15 protein-coding genes and 1 riboswitch are annotated in these 16,249 nt (G+C 64.0%); of the genes, 8 read left to right on the top strand and 7 right to left on the bottom strand.

Annotation, left to right across the window (positions count from 1 at the left end; genetic code table 11):
* Nucleotides 1–53 precede the first annotated feature (53 nt).
* Nucleotides 54–302 carry a hypothetical protein gene (locus FDP28_RS14395; RefSeq protein WP_144662151.1) on the bottom strand — a complete coding sequence of 83 codons (249 nt, stop codon included), beginning with the start codon at nt 300–302 and terminating at the stop codon, nt 54–56.
* A gap of 376 nt (nt 303–678) precedes the next feature.
* Nucleotides 679–1,956 (bottom strand): FG-GAP-like repeat-containing protein, encoded by a 1,278-nt coding sequence (locus FDP28_RS14390; protein WP_186313638.1) that lies wholly within the window; start codon nt 1,954–1,956, stop codon nt 679–681.
* A 296-nt stretch (nt 1,957–2,252) separates the two neighbouring features.
* Between FDP28_RS14390 and cycA the strand changes: the two genes are divergently transcribed.
* Nucleotides 2,253–3,713 (top strand): D-serine/D-alanine/glycine transporter, encoded by a 1,461-nt coding sequence (cycA, locus tag FDP28_RS14385; protein ID WP_144662147.1) that lies wholly within the window; start codon nt 2,253–2,255, stop codon nt 3,711–3,713.
* Between the two features lie 146 nt (nt 3,714–3,859).
* On the opposite strand, the gene FDP28_RS14380 is transcribed toward cycA, so the two are convergent.
* The 3 genes from FDP28_RS14380 to FDP28_RS14370 form a co-directional block, all read right to left on the bottom strand.
* Nucleotides 3,860–5,008 carry a mannitol-1-phosphate 5-dehydrogenase gene (locus FDP28_RS14380; protein ID WP_144662145.1) on the bottom strand — a complete coding sequence of 383 codons (1,149 nt, stop codon included), beginning with the start codon at nt 5,006–5,008 and terminating at the stop codon, nt 3,860–3,862.
* Nucleotides 5,008–7,029: a PTS mannitol transporter subunit IICBA gene (locus tag FDP28_RS14375; RefSeq protein ID WP_144662143.1), complete on the bottom strand. Its 2,022-nt coding sequence runs from the start codon at nt 7,027–7,029 to the stop codon at nt 5,008–5,010. The genes FDP28_RS14380 and FDP28_RS14375 overlap by 1 nt, the downstream gene beginning before the upstream one ends.
* 64 nt (nt 7,030–7,093) lie before the next feature.
* Entirely contained in the window at nt 7,094–7,816 is a 723-nt protein-coding gene (locus FDP28_RS14370; RefSeq protein ID WP_144662142.1) for a TetR/AcrR family transcriptional regulator, read from the bottom strand.
* Nucleotides 7,817–7,945: 129 nt separating this feature from the next.
* On the opposite strand from FDP28_RS14370, the gene ptsP reads away from it, so the two are divergent.
* The 6 genes from ptsP (at nt 7,946) to FDP28_RS14340 (ending at nt 11,942) form a co-directional block, all read left to right on the top strand.
* The gene (ptsP, locus tag FDP28_RS14365) at nt 7,946–9,646 is read left to right on the top strand and encodes a phosphoenolpyruvate--protein phosphotransferase (RefSeq protein WP_144662140.1); all 1,701 of its coding nucleotides are present in this window, start codon (nt 7,946–7,948) and stop codon (nt 9,644–9,646) included.
* Between the two features lie 24 nt (nt 9,647–9,670).
* Nucleotides 9,671–9,949: an HPr family phosphocarrier protein gene (locus tag FDP28_RS14360; RefSeq protein ID WP_144662138.1), complete on the top strand. Its 279-nt coding sequence runs from the start codon at nt 9,671–9,673 to the stop codon at nt 9,947–9,949.
* A gap of 32 nt (nt 9,950–9,981) precedes the next feature.
* A complete protein-coding gene (locus FDP28_RS14355; RefSeq protein ID WP_144662136.1) occupies nt 9,982–10,389 on the top strand; it encodes a helix-turn-helix domain-containing protein in 408 nt (135 codons plus the stop codon).
* A gap of 80 nt (nt 10,390–10,469) precedes the next feature.
* Nucleotides 10,470–10,721, top strand: coding sequence for a hypothetical protein (locus tag FDP28_RS14350; protein ID WP_144662134.1), 252 nt, complete (start codon nt 10,470–10,472; stop codon nt 10,719–10,721).
* Nucleotides 10,722–10,790: 69 nt separating this feature from the next.
* On the top strand, nt 10,791–11,576 hold the full coding sequence (locus FDP28_RS14345; RefSeq protein WP_144662132.1) for an alpha/beta fold hydrolase: 786 nt from the start codon (nt 10,791–10,793) through the stop codon (nt 11,574–11,576).
* A gap of 102 nt (nt 11,577–11,678) precedes the next feature.
* The gene (locus FDP28_RS14340) at nt 11,679–11,942 is read left to right on the top strand and encodes a DUF6480 family protein (protein WP_144662130.1); all 264 of its coding nucleotides are present in this window, start codon (nt 11,679–11,681) and stop codon (nt 11,940–11,942) included.
* 95 nt (nt 11,943–12,037) lie between these two features.
* Here the strand turns inward: FDP28_RS14340 and FDP28_RS14335 are convergent, their stop codons facing one another.
* Nucleotides 12,038–13,096: an ATP-dependent DNA ligase gene (locus FDP28_RS14335; RefSeq protein WP_144662128.1), complete on the bottom strand. Its 1,059-nt coding sequence runs from the start codon at nt 13,094–13,096 to the stop codon at nt 12,038–12,040.
* Between the two features lie 206 nt (nt 13,097–13,302).
* Nucleotides 13,303–13,453, top strand: a riboswitch (cyclic di-AMP (ydaO/yuaA leader).
* Nucleotides 13,454–13,468: 15 nt separating this feature from the next.
* Here FDP28_RS14335 and FDP28_RS14330 point away from each other — a divergent pair.
* Nucleotides 13,469–14,713 carry a hypothetical protein gene (locus FDP28_RS14330; RefSeq protein WP_260842479.1) on the top strand — a complete coding sequence of 415 codons (1,245 nt, stop codon included), beginning with the start codon at nt 13,469–13,471 and terminating at the stop codon, nt 14,711–14,713.
* Between the two features lie 197 nt (nt 14,714–14,910).
* Here the strand turns inward: FDP28_RS14330 and FDP28_RS14325 are convergent, their stop codons facing one another.
* A complete protein-coding gene (locus tag FDP28_RS14325) occupies nt 14,911–16,125 on the bottom strand; it encodes a PucR family transcriptional regulator (protein WP_144662124.1) in 1,215 nt (404 codons plus the stop codon).
* Nucleotides 16,126–16,249 lie beyond the last annotated feature (124 nt).

Below are 16,249 nucleotides of genomic sequence, written 5' to 3'. Positions count from 1 at the left end.
GCCAACGGCCTAAGCTCCCTTTCCCCAAGGGAGCTTTCGCCATGCAGGGCCGCCTAACCCCTGCCTGAGGTTTCCTTCGCGGTTCGCTTCACCTTGGTAACGGCCAGCCCGATGACGCTGGCTGCCGCGGCCAGGAAGAAGAACAGCACCAGCAGCGGACTGGACATCCCGGGGAAAAGCGGGTTCCCGCCGGTCAGGAAGATCGAAGCCAGCAGGCCCACCATGGACACACAGAATGCCAGCGCGAGTACTTTCTGTCTGCGGTCCTGGCGAGTCATCGGCGATGTATGTGAATTGGCCATCTGCGCATTCTATCGAGTTATGAAACTCAAATTGACAGGTTTGTAAACACGGGTCACTAGGCTTTTGAGACCCAAGGCGGAGGCTGGAAGCGTGCCGCATGGCTGCTTGTTGGCCGTGGTGTCGCCGGAGACTGAGCCTCACCAGTCGTGGCGGAACAGGCTATGGCCTCGGCTCGCTGCGAGATGCGCCTCTATCCGAATCCGATCCTGGGTGGTGGCCTAAATCTTTCCTTTAAGTTGACGGATGCTGATGAATACACGCCTACGGCTTTCTGCAAGGCGACTATTCCCGACGGTCTTTATGAATCGGAATCAAATGGAGCTGATAATTCTCATCGGCACCAGAGTGTTCTACGCCTGCAACCTCCTGAACTCGTTAGGGAAGCGAACTCATAACGTTCCATCCCGAACCAATCCTCTGAGGCGGCAACCATGAACCGGCACCGTTCCCTGGGTACATCCATAAGGTTCCGCCGCTATCCTTTGCCAATACGTCCACGTGCCCGTCCCCGCTGAAGTCTCCCGGGCCAGTCAACTCAGACATCACATTCCAGCCCTGACCCACCAAAACCCTCGGCAGCCACCCTCCCGAACCATTACCGGGATAAAGCCACAAGGCACCCCCACCGTCACGGGCCAAAACATCCGGATGCCCGTCACCGTTAAAATCGCCTGCGCTGACCACAGCGCTCATGCCGTTCCAACCCTGCCCGACCTGCGATCTCTGGAGCCATCCCCCGCTTCCATTTCCGGGATAAAGCCACAAAGCTCCGTTGCCGTCTTTGGCCAAGACGTCGGGGTGGGCGTCGCTGTTGAAGTCCTTGTTCGCATGATCCCTCACAACCGAAATTGTGCCGTCGCTGCCATTCGCTACGTAGGCAATATGTCGTACAGGGTCTATGCCAACGCCGACCGGCGCCTGACCCACGCGGATGGCTGACTTCACTCCCAGTCCGCTGATCATCGACAGGTTATTGGCATATAGCGTTGTCATGTAAACCGAGTGCGTGGTGGGGTCAACGGCTACCCACTCCGGCGCCCCGCCAGCTATCTGCATTGAATCTACGACGCTGGTCCCCTCCACGACATACAAGCGTCCACCCGCTGAGGGGGAGGTGACGTAGATCTTGTGGGTGTGCTGGTCCACCGCGACACCTCCAAGTCCATAGCCATTGACATCGACGACATCTGTGACGGCGTTGTCCTTAATGACATACAACTTCCCGTCCCCACCCGCCGCATAGACCGTGTGGGTGGTGGGATCCAGAGCGACATCCCAGGTGTCATGGCCGACGGCAATCGTAGCGGTAACCGCGCTTCCGTTGATGACAGAAATCGTGCCCGACTGGGAGTTAGCGACGTACACGGTGTGGGAAGCGGGATCCACAGCCAGGCCATGCGGATGACCGCCTACGGGAATGGTTGCAGTGACCGTTCTCCCCTTGATGACCGAGACAGTGCTTTCACCCCAATTGGCCACGTAAACGGTGTGAGTCACAGGATCCACGATCACACCTTGAGGGTCCCGCCCCACGGCAATCGTGGCGGAAACCGTGCTTCCATTTATCACAGCAAGCGTGCCGGAACTGTAATCGGTGACATACGCCGTTCCTGTAGCCGGATCAACGGCAGCTCCCGCTGGAGTACCCCCCATATGAATAGTGTTCGTAACGTCGGGGGCGGCCATTGCAGAGCCGGCGACCATTGGGCAAGCAGTAATCGCAGCAGCGATTGCCGTGGCGGCCCAGACACGGCCAAAGGAGGGGATGCGCATAAAAGCAAATCCTACAGTTGCACTCGGCCTTGCAACCGAAGCTCCCTTTCCACAAGGGAGCTTTCGCCATGCAGACCGATTCGCCATTTGTCAGACATAAGCTATAGCTTTATCGAACCAGATCTGTAACGGCCGTCACCTTTTTGACGGTTCTTCCGAAGGGTTCTTGAACACTCATGTCTGACCAGACAACAACAGGGCAGCGCACTGCCTCCAGCAGGGACAGCGAGCCCCACCTTTCACGCTCGCTCAGCAACCGCCACATCCAGCTCCTGGCCATCGGCGGCGCCATCGGAACCGGCCTCTTCATGGGCTCCGGCAAGACCATCTCCGTCGCCGGCCCCTCCGTGATCTTCGTGTACATGATCATCGGCTTCATGCTCTTCTTCGTCATGCGCGCCATGGGGCAGCTCCTGCTGTCCAACCTGAACTACAAATCGTTCAGCGACTTTGCGGGTGACCTTCTGGGCCCATGGGCCGGCTTCTTCACCGGCTGGACCTATTGGTTCTGCTGGGTTGTCACCGGCGTGGCTGACGTCATCGCGATTGCGGGTTACGCCAACGAACTCTGGCCGGGCATCCAGCTGTGGATCCCGGGCCTGGCCACCATCATCATCCTGCTCCTGCTGAACCTGCCCACCGTGAAGGCCTTCGGTGAGACGGAATTCTGGTTCGCCCTCATCAAGATCGTGGCCATCGTGGCGCTGATCGTCATTGGCCTGGTCATGATCTTCACTGGCTTCCAGTCCAACGCGGGTACGGCCAGCTTCACCAACCTGTGGAGCCACGGCGGCTTCTTCCCCAAGGAGTTCATGGGCTTCGTCGCCGGTTTCCAGATCGCTGTCTTCGCGTTCGTGGGCATCGAACTCGTAGGCACGGCAGCAGCTGAAACCAAGAACCCCGAGCACAACCTCCCCCGCGCCATCAACGCCATTCCCCTGCGCGTCATGCTCTTCTACGTTGGCGCCCTGATCATCCTCATGTCCGTCACCCCGTGGACTGAGTTCAAAGCCGGCCACAGCCCGTTCATCGCCATGTTCTCCTTGGCAGGGCTTGGAATCGCAGCCACGGTGGTCAACCTCGTTGTGCTCACCTCGGCCATGTCCTCGGCCAACTCCGGCATCTACTCCACGTCGCGCATGGTCTTCGGCCTCGCCAACGACGGCGACGCACCCAAGATCTTCGGCCGCCTCTCCAGCCGCAAAGTACCCCAGAACGCACTGTTCCTTTCCTGCGTGCTGTTGCTGGCCGGCGTCGTCCTCCTCTACGCAGGCAAGGACGTTGGTGCAGCGTTCGACATGGTGACCACAGTGTCCGCCGTCTGCTTCATGTTCGTCTGGTCGATCATCCTGGCCAGCTACCTCGTCTACCGGAAGCGCCGCCCGGAGCAGCATGCAGCGTCCACCTTCAAGATGCCCGGCGGTGTCCCGATGGTGTGGGTCGTGTTCGCGTTCTTCGCGTTCCTGGTTTGGGCACTGACCACGCAACCGGACACGCTCACCGCGTTGCTGGTGACGCCCATCTGGTTCGCGATCCTGGGCATTGCTTACGCAGTGGTCCGCCGCTCACCGCTTCACCAGGCCCGCGTGGCCGAATGGAAGGCGATGGCGGAAGCCGAAACCGCGGCAGCGCGCTAACCCTTAAAAGCGAAAGCCCGACGCCGGGCACCCACCTTGGGTGCCCGGCGTCGGGCTTTTAACAGCGAATAGTGAGAGAGGGTCTCCCCCAAGCGCGCGGGATGTGAGAGAGGGTCTCCCCCAAACGCGCGGGATGTGAGAGAGGGTCAGAGCTCCGCTTGGCGGTCCTCCACCAGCTTCTGCACGGCAGGGAACAGCGGGTGCTGCGGCGTCAGTTCCGTGACGCGTTCGACGACGGCCGCCGCGTCCAGTTGGGACAGCAGCTTGGCGAGCTCCACGGCTTCGTCGTCGGCACCGTCGTCGAAACGCAGGGCCGCAGACATGGCCTCAAGCAATGCCACCGGGGTGACTCCGCGCTCGGCGAGTTCTGCCGCCGGACCCACAAAACGCTCGTGGCGGCCGAGTTTCCGCAAGGGGGCCCGCCCCACACGCACCACCGTGTCCGGCAGGTGCGGGTTTGTGAAGCGCGAGAGGATCTTCTGCACGTACGCTTCCTGGGCAGCTTCCTCGAACCCGTGCTTGCCCACCAGGAGTTCCTTGGTCTCCTCCAGCACAGCGCGGACCTTCGCGGCCACGGCGGGATCGGCCATGGCGTCGGAAATCTTCTCCAGCCCGGCCTGGTACCCAAAGTACGCAGCCGATGCGTGGCCCGTGTTCACCGTGAACAGCTTGCGCTCGATGTACGGTCCCAGCTCGTCCACAAACGTGGCGCCCGGGATCACCGGAGCATTGCCCTTGAAGGGCGTGCGGTCGATAACCCACTCGTAAAAGGTCTCCACGGTGACATCCAGGCCTTGGCCCGCTGCCTGGTTGGGGACAATGCGGTCCACTGCGGTGTTCGCGAAAACCGCGACGGCGTCCAGGTCACCGGCCGAGTCGTCCCAGGCGGCGCGGATCTCGGTGTGCAGGAGGTCCGTGGCGTTAATGGCGTTCTCGCAGGCCATCACATGGAGGGGCGGGAGGTCCGCGGGCCGGGCAGCCAGCCCGCGGGCGATCACCGGTGCAACGAACTTCAGGATGTGCGGCCCCACCGCCGTGGTGACCACATCCGCCGTCGCGATCTCCTCCACGACCGCGTCCTCCTGCGTCGCTGAGTTCAGCGCCCGGAAGCCCGTAACGGTCTTGACCGCGGGATTCTCGCCTACCTCATGGACGTCGTACGAGTCCGCGGACGCGAGCTGGCTGATCAGGGCGTCGGCGACATCCGCGAACACCACCTCATAGCCTGCTTCGTGCAGCAGCAACCCCACGAAGCCGCGTCCAATGTTGCCTGCCCCAAAATGGACTGCCTTCACTATGCGTTGACCTTTCCGAACAGCTCCAGGACCTCATCCACCGTGGTTGCCTGCTCCAACTGGGCAACCTGTGCCTTGTTGGTGAAGATCTTGGCAATTGAGGACAGGATGTGGAGGTGTTCGTTGTTGATGCCGGCCACGCCGACGACGAACTTCACTTGCTTGCCGCCCCAGTCGATGCCCTCCGGATAACGGACAATGGACACGGCCGAGTGGTTGATGTGTTCCTTGGCGGCGTTCGTGCCGTGCGGGATCGCCAGGAAGCTGCCCATGTACGTGGACACGGATTCTTCGCGCTCGTGCATCGCGTGGACGTAGCTCATGTCCACAGCACCACGGTCGAGCAGGAGCTGTCCGGCCTCGTCGATCGCGCTGTCGCGGTCGCGGGAAGTACCGTTCAGGACTACGCTTTCGCGCAGCAGCACGGCTTTACCTTCGACGGCGGCAGCCGGCTCAGCGGTGTGCGCGCCATGGGCGGGAGCTGCTGCGACGGTCTCTGTGGTTTCTGCCGGTGCGCCCTCGCTGTTGCTGGCCCTCACGAGTTCAACGATCTCGTCATAGCGCGGGCTGTTCATGAAGTTGTCCACCGAGTAATGCACGGCGCTGGCCGTACGCGGCTGGGCCCTCTCGGTGAGGTCCTCGTGCGTCACGACGACGTCGTAGCTGTCGCTCAGGTTGGCAATGGCCGAGTTGGTGACCTTCACATCCGGGAACCCTGCGGCCTTGATCTTGTTGCGCAGGACGGAGGCACCCATGGCGCTGGAGCCCATGCCGGCGTCGCAAGCAAACACGATGTTCTGCACCGGACGGGTCAGGACGGTTCCCTCGCCACGGGCCGCGGTGCGGTCAGCACCCTCGCCGGTCAGGGCGGAGGAGACGGAGCTCTTCTTGCCCTTCATGGCTTCCATGCGGGACGTGGCTTCGGTGAGGTCGTCCTCGCCCTTGTTCTTGGAGGTGCGCAGGATGAGGGAGGCGATCAGGAAGGACACGGTGGTGGCCAGCACGACTGCCAGGATCACCCCAACGTAGCTGTCGCGCGAGGTCTGCGCAATGACGGCGATGATGGAACCAGGAGCAGCCGGGGCAACGAGGCCGGAGTTGGTCAGGGCAAGCGTGGCAATGCCCGTCATGCCACCACCGATGGCGGCGAGGATCAGGATCGGCTTCATCAGGACGTACGGGAAGTAGATCTCGTGGATACCGCCGAGGAAGTGGATGATCGCAGCACCCGGAGCCGATGCCTTCGCTGCGCCACGGCCGAAGAACATGTACGCGAGCAGGATGCCCAGGCCCGGGCCGGGGTTGGCCTCGAGCAGGAAGAGGATGGACTTGCCCTGCTCAAGGGACTGCTGGACACCCAGCGGAGTCAGCACACCGTGGTTGATGGCGTTGTTGAGGAAGAGCACCTTGGCGGGTTCGATGAAGATGCTCGTGAGCGGGAGCAGTCCGTTGTCCACCAGGAACTGGACCACGTTGCCCGCGCCCTTGCTGAAGCCGGCGACCAGCGGGGAGATTCCGTAGAAGCCCAGCAGGGCCAACGCGGCACCCCAGATACCGGCGGAGAAGTTGTTGACAAGCATCTCGAAGCCAGGCCGGATCTTGCCGTCCCACAGTCGGTCGAGCTGCTTGATGGTCCAGCCGCCAAGGGGACCCATGATCATGGCACCGATGAACATCGGGATGCCGGCGCCAACAATGACGCCCATGGTTCCAATGGCACCCACGACGCCACCTCGGACGTCATAGACCATCTTGCCGCCGGTGTACGCGATCAGCAGTGGCAGGAGGTAGGTAATCATGGGCCCAACAAGGCCCACATTGGCAACACCTTCGGCGTTGGTACCGAAGCCACCAAGCTGGGGCACTGGGAGGTAGCCCTTTTCGATGAACAGGGCCGTGATCAGACCCCAGGCGATGAAGGCCCCGATGTTGGGCATGATCATGCCGGAGAGGAATGTACCGAACTTTTGGACACCAACGCGCAGGCTGGTGCGGGGCTTCGCAACGGTCTCTGTTGCCATGTGAATTCCTAACGTGTGTCCCGCGGCGGCGCGGGGTCAGTCGATATAGATCGAGAGAGAGCAGCTAGGAGCTGCTGGAAATGCGGTGAAGCCACTCAAGGAAGAGCTTCAGTTCAGAGCTGGACAGTTGGTCTGAATGCGAGGCCTGCAGTGCCGCATTCAGGGCGATTGCCGCAACAACTACCGAGGACTTACCGGAGTCCTCCGCTGCGGCGCCACGGGCTGTGTCCGTGGAGACGGCGAAAATCATGGAATCCCGGGTCATCGTCGAGAGCTCGAGGTTCCGGTCTTCCACCGGTTCTGCGATCAGCATGAGCGTGACGCCCACGTTGGCCGCCAGGATGCTGCGCGCTGCTTCGCGGGGCGGCACGTTGATCTGACCGGCGATGGCGGCTTTGTTCAGCATCTCTTCCAGGAGCGCTTCAGCATCGGCCACGATTGCCGGGCGGCTTTCCGGCCTGATGTTGCCGAACATCACCAAGTACAGGTGGGGTTGGGTCAGCCCGAACTGGACGTGGTTGTCCCACATCCGCCGGACGTCTTCCAAGGGCTCCCCGGACGGTGCAAAATCCCGCTCCCCCGCCACGTACTCTTCGAAACCGGCTGAGACGACGGCGTCAAACAGTCCTTCTTTGTCACCAAAGTGGTGGTAGAGCGTTGGCGCCGTGACCCCGGCAAGCTTGGTGATCTGGCGCGTCGAGACCGCTGACCCCTCCGAATTCGCCAGCAATTCGGCAGCTGCGCGAAGCAACCGAATTTTCGGCGGAAGCTGGTCATCGAAACTCATAACCGCTACCCTAGCACCTATAGCATTGCTATATGAAGTAGCTCACAAGGAAATTTTGTAAGCTAAATTTGCAGGCTCCCGGTGCCGTCGCCGGCGGGTCTTGACCGACAAGCAGGAACAGAGGATTCAGTGCAGAATTTCCAAGGAGTTGGGGTTAGCCCTGGCCGCATCATCGGTTCCGTCCGCCAGATGCCCAAGCCGGTGAGTGAGCCGCCGTCGGGCGAACGCCTCGCCGCGGACGTCAACCCGGAAGACGCCGTCGCGGGCCTGAAAGCCGCGGCGCAGTCTGTCCATGACGAGCTGAAAGGCCGCGCGGACAGCGCCTCCGGCGACGGCAAAGCAGTCCTCGAGGCCACCGCACTGATGGCCAAGGACACCATGCTCCTGAAGTCGGCCGGCAAACTCATCAACGCCGGAACCTCTGCCGAGCGCGCCATCTGGGAAGCCGGCGCGTCTGTCTCCGAAATGCTGCACAACCTCGGCGGCTACATGGCCGAGCGTGCGACTGACGTGTTGGACGTGCGGGCACGCATCGTGGCCGAACTCCGCGGCGTCCCCGCTCCGGGCATCCCGTCCTCCGACACGCCCTTCATCCTGGTAGCCGAGGACCTCGCACCGGCAGATACCGCCACGCTGGACCCGTCCAAGGTCCTTGCACTGGTCACCTCCGGCGGCGGCCCCCAGTCCCACACCGCCATCATCGCCCGCTCGCTCGGCCTGCCCGCCGTCGTCGCAGCCCATGGCGTGGACGACATCGCGGACGGAACCGAAGTCTACGTGGACGGCGCGGCCGGTTTCGTCGCAGTTGAACCCACCGAGGAGCACCGCGCCTCAGCAACCGCGTGGGCTGAAACCTCCGCGACATTGGCCTCCTTCGACGGAAACGGCACGACGGCGGACGGCCACCTGGTGCCGCTCCTCGCCAACGTCGGAGGTGCCAAGGACGCCGTGGCTGCGGCAGGTCTCGGAGCGCAGGGTGTTGGCCTGTTCCGCACCGAGTTCTGCTTCCTTGAACGGGACACCGAGCCCTCAGTGGATGAACAAGCCGCCGCCTACAAAGCCGTGTTTGATGCCTTCCCCGGCAAGAAGGTGGTCCTTCGCACGCTGGATGCCGGCGCCGACAAGCCCCTCCCCTTCCTTACAGATGCCACTGAACCCAACCCTGCGCTGGGCGTTCGCGGCTACCGCACCGACTTCACTACCCCCGGCGTCCTTGAGCGCCAGCTTGAGGCCATCGCCCGGGCCGCGTCGGAATCCGAGGCCGATGTGTGGGTCATGGCCCCGATGATTTCCACCGCAGCCGAAGCCGGACGTTTCGCTTCGCTGTGTGCCGCCGCCGGAATCCAGACGCCGGGTGTCATGGTGGAGGTCCCCTCCGCTGCACTGACCAGCGCCACCGTCCTGCGCGAAGTCGGTTTCGCCTCCTTGGGTACCAACGACCTTACGCAGTACGCCATGGCCGCCGACCGCCAGCTCGGCCCCCTCGCGGAACTGAACACGCCCTGGCAGCCTGCGGTGCTGCGGCTCGTCCAGCTCACTGTTGAAGGCGCGGCACAGGAAGGCGCCGGCCGCGAAGGCGCCAACAAGCCCGTGGGCGTCTGTGGTGAGGCGGCCGCGGACCCGGCCCTCGCCGTCGTCCTTACCGGCCTGGGTGTCACCACACTGTCCATGACCGCGCGCTCCTTGGCCGCCGTCGGGACAGTGCTGAAGACCGTCACGCTGGAGCAGGCGCAGGAACTTGCCCGCCTGGCATTGTCCGCCCCCAGCGCTACCGAAGCGCGCGAGTGGGTCCGGGCCAAGCTCCCCGTACTCGAAGAACTCGGCCTCTAACCCGATCCACCACCAGGAGGAACAATGCCAGAACGCACAGCAACCGTAGCCAGCCGCTCGGGCCTGCACGCCCGGCCCGCCGCCCTGTTCGCCGAGGCCGCGGGCGAACAGCCGGTGGACGTCACCATCGCCATGCAGGGCCAGCCCGAAGATGAAGCGATGGACGCCGCCAGCATCCTGTCGCTCATGACCCTTGGCGCCGCCAAGGGCGACGTCGTGGTGCTGCGGGCCGAGGGTGAAGGCGCCGAGGCAGCACTGGATGCCCTGGTGAAGCTGCTGGAAACGGACCTGGACGCGGAGTAAGTTCTTCCCTTCCCAACCGCTAGGCTTCTGCCATGGCATTGATAGCTCCCCGGGTCACAGCGGGCCTCCCCGCCGACGACGCCCGGAATTTGGCGCGGTCCCTCAACGACAGCGACGACATCACGGTGTTCGTGGACGGCACGGTCCATCGGCTGCCCGACGCGGCGCGCGACGCCGTCGTCGACCTCCTGGCGAGACTGGGGCGGGGCGAAACGGTGACCGTCAGCAGCGTGGAGGAAATGCTCACCACCTCGCAGGCGGCGGAGCTCGCCGGGATCTCGCACACCTATTTGCGGAACATGACCGACCGCGGCGAGATTCCTGTGGAGTACCGGGGAACGCATCGCCGGATCCGGCAGGCCGCCATCATGTCCTGGCTGGAAACGCAGAAGCGCAAGCAGGCTGAAACTGCTGCCGCGGAGGCCGCAAAAAGCGAGTGAAAGTGTCCGAGTGATAAGGATCAAGCAACGATCCCAGCCAACAGGCGGGCACCCGTAAAGGCCGGGGTTACGCTTGATCGGTGGGCAATTTCAAGGGGTGGCATATCGTGGCTGGTTTGGCCGCGCTGGCCCTTGCCATACCCCTGGGCTCAGCAATGGGATTGAACTTCGTGGCGACGTTCATGTTTGCGTGCACAGTCTTCGTCGCGGTCACCATGTGGACCGAATCGAAAATCGCACGACGCCGGGAGGCCGCTGATGCTGCGGCCGCACCTGACGCTTCACATCCGGCAGCGGACCCCACCGAATCGGACGACGCAACCAGGGAGTAATCGCCCCTCGCGCCGGATGCGGTTCAATAGCGGTATGGCTTCGAGAATCCCGCACCTGGTTTGGCCCGCATGACCGCACTGTTGTCAGCCGACGTCGAGGTCCTGGGCCTGACCGGACGCATCCTGTGGACGGACGGCACGCCATCGCCAGGCGCTGCGCCGGAGGCGACCCCCGCCTACATCCTCATCCACGGAATTGGAGTCTCGCACCGGTACCTGGCGAGGTTGCACGCCGTCCTGGCCGCGAGCGCGCCAACCTATTCCCTGGACCTGCCCGGTTTCGCCGGGACGCCACGGCCGGACCGGCAACTCCAGGTCGAAGACTACGGAGCCTTCATTGCCGAAGCACTGGCATCGCGCGGGATCGACTCGTACATCCTCGTGGGCCACTCCATGGGAGTGCAGTTCGCTATCGAGGCGGCCCTGCATCGTCCGGAGAGTGCACGGCATGTGGTGTTGATGGGTCCTGTGGTCGATTCCAGGCACAAGAACATCCTGCGGCAGTCGATCGCCTTGGGTTTGGACGGGATGCTGCGCGAAAGCCCCTCCTCCAACTGGATCGTGTTCACCGACTACCTCAAGTGCGGGCCGCGCTGGTACTTCACCGAACTGCCCGTGATGATGAAGTATCCCACCGAAGAACGGCTCTCCCGGGTACAGGCCCCGGTACTGATCCTCCGCGGAAGCCGCGACCACGTGGCGGGGCCAGAGTGGTCGCTACGGCTTTCGCGTGCAGTGGCGCAGGGACGCCTGGTGGAGATTCCCGGGGTGGGGCACGTAGCCCAGCACATGCGGCCCAAGGCCGTGGCGGATGCCATCCGCAGCTTCGTCACCGCAACAACGCAGCACCGCTGAGGACTGAAGAACGACGGCGGGGTGCCCTTGTTGGGTGCCGCCGGATCAGGCTAGGCTGGCGGGGCAAGCGGATTAGTAAGTTTGCTTACGAAAGGATGCATCATGACCAACTATGACCCGGAAGACGATCCCCGGACCTTCGGCGTGAGCGGCGCAACCGGCCCCATCGACACCACGGCCGAGGCGGACAGCATCCACGAAGATCCCGATATGCGCCAGGACGAGGACGACGATCCCGCCGCCTCAGCCAACCCTGATCCCCTGGACGGAAACGTCACGGGACTCGAGCCCGGTGGAGGGGTACCCCCGGGCGAAACGCCTCCTGCCGAAGGAAGCATGAGCAGCGACCAGGGGCACGAGGAGTAGTACCCGGCGGCACAGCTAACTCCGTTGCCAACCCGCTGTTGCGTTGCTGGCCAGCGACGCAACAGCGGGTTGGCAACGTGCTTGGCAGTACCCGGCTACGGGAGGCTCAGTATCTCCCCGAGGTCGTACTCCACAGGATCCTCCAGCTGCGAATACGTGCAGCTTTCCGGGGTCCGGTCCGGCCGCCACCGGCGGAACTGCGTCGTGTGGCGGAACCGGTCGCCCTCCATGTAGTCGTACGCCACCTCGATGACCAGCTCAGGGCGGAGGGGAACAAAGGAGAAGTCCTTGCCTGCGCTCCACCGGCTCTGGGCGCCGGGCATCCTGGATCCACCGGCCTCCTGGTTGGCCCACTCACCCCAGGGGTGGTCGGCAAACTCCACTTGATACGGCTCGAGTTCAGCCACCAAGGCCTCCCGTTTTGCCATGGGGAATGATGCCACGACGCCGACGTGATGGAGCCGACCCGAGTCGTCGTAGAGCCCCAGGAGCATCGAGCCCACAACTTTCGCGGTCTTGTGCCACCGGAAGCCGGCCACGACACAGTCGGCTGTCCGCTCATGCTTGGTCTTGAACATCACCCGCTTGTTCGGCTGATAGGTGCCGTCGAGCGGCTTGGACAGCACGCCGTCGAGCCCTGCTCCCTCAAGCTGCACGAACCATTGCTTCGCCCGCTCCAGGTCCGTCACCGCGGGCGTGACGTAAACCGGCGGCTCAGCGTTGGCGAGGGCTTTCTCCAAGGCCGCGCGCCTCTCGGCGAAGGGCTTTCCAGTGAGATCCTCCTCGCCCAGGGCAAGAAGGTCGAACGCCACCAACGACGCGGGCGTCTTCTCCGCAAGCATCCGCACCCGGCTGTCCGCGGGATGGATCCGCTGCTGCAACACCTCGAACTCCAGCCTGTTGCCCTGGATCAGGATGATCTCGCCATCCACCACGCATTTGTCGGGAAGGTTCTTCTTCAGGGCTTCAACAAGCTCCGGGAAGTAGCGCGTCATGGGCTTTTCGTTGCGGCTGCCCAGGATGATCTCGTCCCCGTCCTTGAAGACGACGGTCCGGAACCCATCCCACTTGGGCTCGTAATGCCCAACGTCGGGGATGTTCGGGACAGACTTGGCGAGCATGGGCGAAACGGGCGGCATCACAGGCAGGTCCATAGCTCATGTCTACCGGCCAGTAGGCGCCCAAGGCTAGTGCCTTCCGGACTTTGGCGCCCCGAAGCCTAAGCGGTAGAACCCTCTCGAAGCGGGTGGACGTACCGCCCGTTACATTAATGTGACTTTACTTTCCGGCTACTGTACGGTCGTAGGGCGACCCGAATCTCCGCTGGGCCGCTTCTGGGTTGACGCCGGGCTCTGCCGCAATCCAGGATCCGCCAGACCCGCGGCAGAGACGGGGGACCCACAGTTCTCCGGGCTTGTTTTCTCCACAAGCCCTCGGGGTGAAGCCGCAACCAGCGGCCGGACGGCCTCGTCCGAACCCGACAGCTAACCTCGCAGGCGTTGAGAGGCACAACCATGTCCCCAACCATGGATAACACGCGCCGCGCGCAACTCGAACGCGAGCGCACCAAGCCAACCGGACGCCGTCGGGCCCAACCCAGCGGACAGGTCACCGGTACAGAAAGTACGACGCCGGAACCCGCCACTGCGGCGATTCCCACCACTGCATCGCCCACGGTAGAGGCGCCCGCCGCAGCCGCTCCCACCACGCGCGCCGCCGCGCGTGCCGCTGAGCGGGAACGGGCAGCCCGCGCCGTGATTGAGCCGGCAGAAACCCCGGCAGCGAAATCCGTGCTCCCGGAACCGGCGACCGCGGCCATCCCGGTTGTCGAGGCGGCCCGGGCCGCAGCCCCCGTTTCAACCACGCCGGGCCCTCCAACGTCCGCGATCCCCATCGTTCAGCGGGCAGACCCTGCCCGGCCCGCGGACATTGCCCAGCCCGCGGATACTGCCCGGCCCGCGGATACAGTTCAGTCCGTGCGCCCGAAGCAGGATGCACCGGTCAAGCAGGATGTTCCAGAACCGGCCACCGCGGCCATTCCCGTGGTCGCCGCCGCTGCACCCAAGACGCCAGCTCCTCGTAACGCTGCGGGCCTCGGCGCGACCTCGACATTCGGCCGCGAACCCCAAGCCGTCCTGCGGAAAGCCGCGTCCGTGAAGCACATGAGCCAGCGCATGGCAGTTGTTGCCGGCGCGCTGGGACTGGCCCTGACCGCAGGATCCGTGGGCCAGGCCTTGCATCTTCCCTTCTTCGGGCAGGAAGCACCCACAAACCAAGCTGGCGGCAGCAACGCAGACCGCCAATCGGGCTCCGCCGCACCGGCACCACGGACGTCCTACACCACCGCTTCGTCCCCGTCGTCATCGGGTTCAGCCTCGTCCGAAGCCGGCCAGCCGGCAACGGTACCGGAGGCGCCCGCGGCGGTTTCGCCGTCGTCGGTTCCCTCACCGCACGTCTCCTTGGCCGCGCCGGTCTGGGTACCTTCGGCGGCAGCACCGGCTGCAGCACCGCCCGTGGCCTCGACGCCTGCGCCCGGAACGACTCCGGCCCAGCCCGCGCCGGCTCCCAGCGACGTGCCGTCGGACACGGTCACCACGCCTCCGGCGACGCCAACGCCGACCACCACGCCCACTCCCACCACAACTCCCACGCCTTCGCCCACGCCAACGGAGACCTCCAAGCCACGGCCCACCGGCAACCCGAACACGCCGAAGCCGCAAGCATCCACCTTGGAATCACTCCTTGGTGCTGCCCGGGATGTGTTGCAGTGAGCATCCGCTTGCCCCGCACCACAGTCCACACCGGATGGCACAGCCGGTACTGCAGCAGCAGCCGCACGTCCACGTTCCGACGCCGAAGGGGCCGCTGGAGTTGCCAGCGCTTAAGGCGTTCCTAGCCAACACATGAGGCAGGCACCCACGCCGGGTGCCTGCCTTATGTGGTTAATGCCCCCTGATTGAAAGGGCCCTCAGATCCTTGGCCTGCCTGCCCAGCGCCGCGCCTTGAGAGCAGCATGCAGTTCGAGCCGAATGGCACCATTGAGCGGATCAGCACCGATAAGCTGGCGGATCCGGCCCAGCCTGTTGTAGATGCTGCTGCGGTGAAGGTGAAGTTTGGCGGCGACATCCTTGACCGCGCCGTCGTTGTCGTAGAGGAGTTCCAGGACCGGCAGGAGCTCGCCGTTCTTGTCCTGATCCTCGAGTGTCCGGAAATGCACCGAGCCGGTGTCGTCCCAACCACCCGGAGCCAGCAGACGATCGAACAACTGGTACACCCCGACCGCCCGGCTGTCCACCAACTCCCCCAGCTGCAGGTCCACCGCAGCGGCCTGCGCGGCAACCTTGGATTGCCGGTACGCCCCCGCGAGCTGCCTGATGACTTGGAACGGTTCGCTGATCCCCAGGATGACGCGGTCCACGGTCCTGCCGGCACGCTTGGCGAGCTCCAGCTGGTAGTGGACCAGAACCTGCGCGTGGTCTGCCCGGCCACCGGATTCGCGGAAGAGGACCACCGAGTGGGTTTCCGTACCCGCACTGAACAAGGCGGCGTTCACGCCGATGGTCGACTGCAGCGCGGCAGAGCGGTGCGTCAGGGTTGCGGCAATTGGGTCGACGTCGGACCGGGCACCGTCCGCGTCCAGGACGGTCACCAATTGCCATGGACCGCGGCCTTGGATCTCCTTCCAGCCCGCTACAGCGGCGACGGCGTTCGACTCCCCGCCGCACGCCGAGAGGAACTCCTGCTCACGCCTGCGCCGGAACTCGGACTCGGCCGTGTTGGAGTCAAGGAGCAAGCCCGCCAACAGGTCCAGCTCGTCACGCACGCCGGGCAACTGGGCGAGGATCGCCGTCGCGCTTTGCTCTTCAAGGTCCTGCTGGACCCATAAGTACCCCACACGGAAACCGCGGACCAGAAGCGGCACACAGACGCGGCCCAGCATCCCCAGCTCGTCGTTGGCCGGGACCACCACGGGACGCACCGCTGTGGCGATGCCGTGTGAGAGCTGCCAGGCGCTGACGTCCCCCGGAACACGCTTGCTCAGGAGGAAATTCACGCGGACGCGGTCGGCATGGGATTGGTTGGAGCTGTAGGCGAGGAGGACGCCGTCGAGATCCTCAAGGGATAGTCCGCGCCCGAGCTTAAGCGCCACGCGTTCAACGATCTGTTCCACGTCCTGCTGCATCCTCCACAGCGTACCAACACCAGGCGACACTTGACGCTCCAGTGCTCGACAAATGTCGAACAGCCCGGGGCAAGTTCCTTGATTTTCAGGGGTTTGGTCCTTCGGTCGCTCCCATATTCATGTC

Source organism: Paenarthrobacter nicotinovorans (assembly GCF_007670255.1).
Lineage (GTDB): Bacteria > Actinomycetota > Actinomycetes > Actinomycetales > Micrococcaceae > Arthrobacter > Arthrobacter nicotinovorans_B.
Note: the sequence above shows the minus strand (reverse complement) of the source record. Positions and strands in the feature narration are given on the sequence as shown.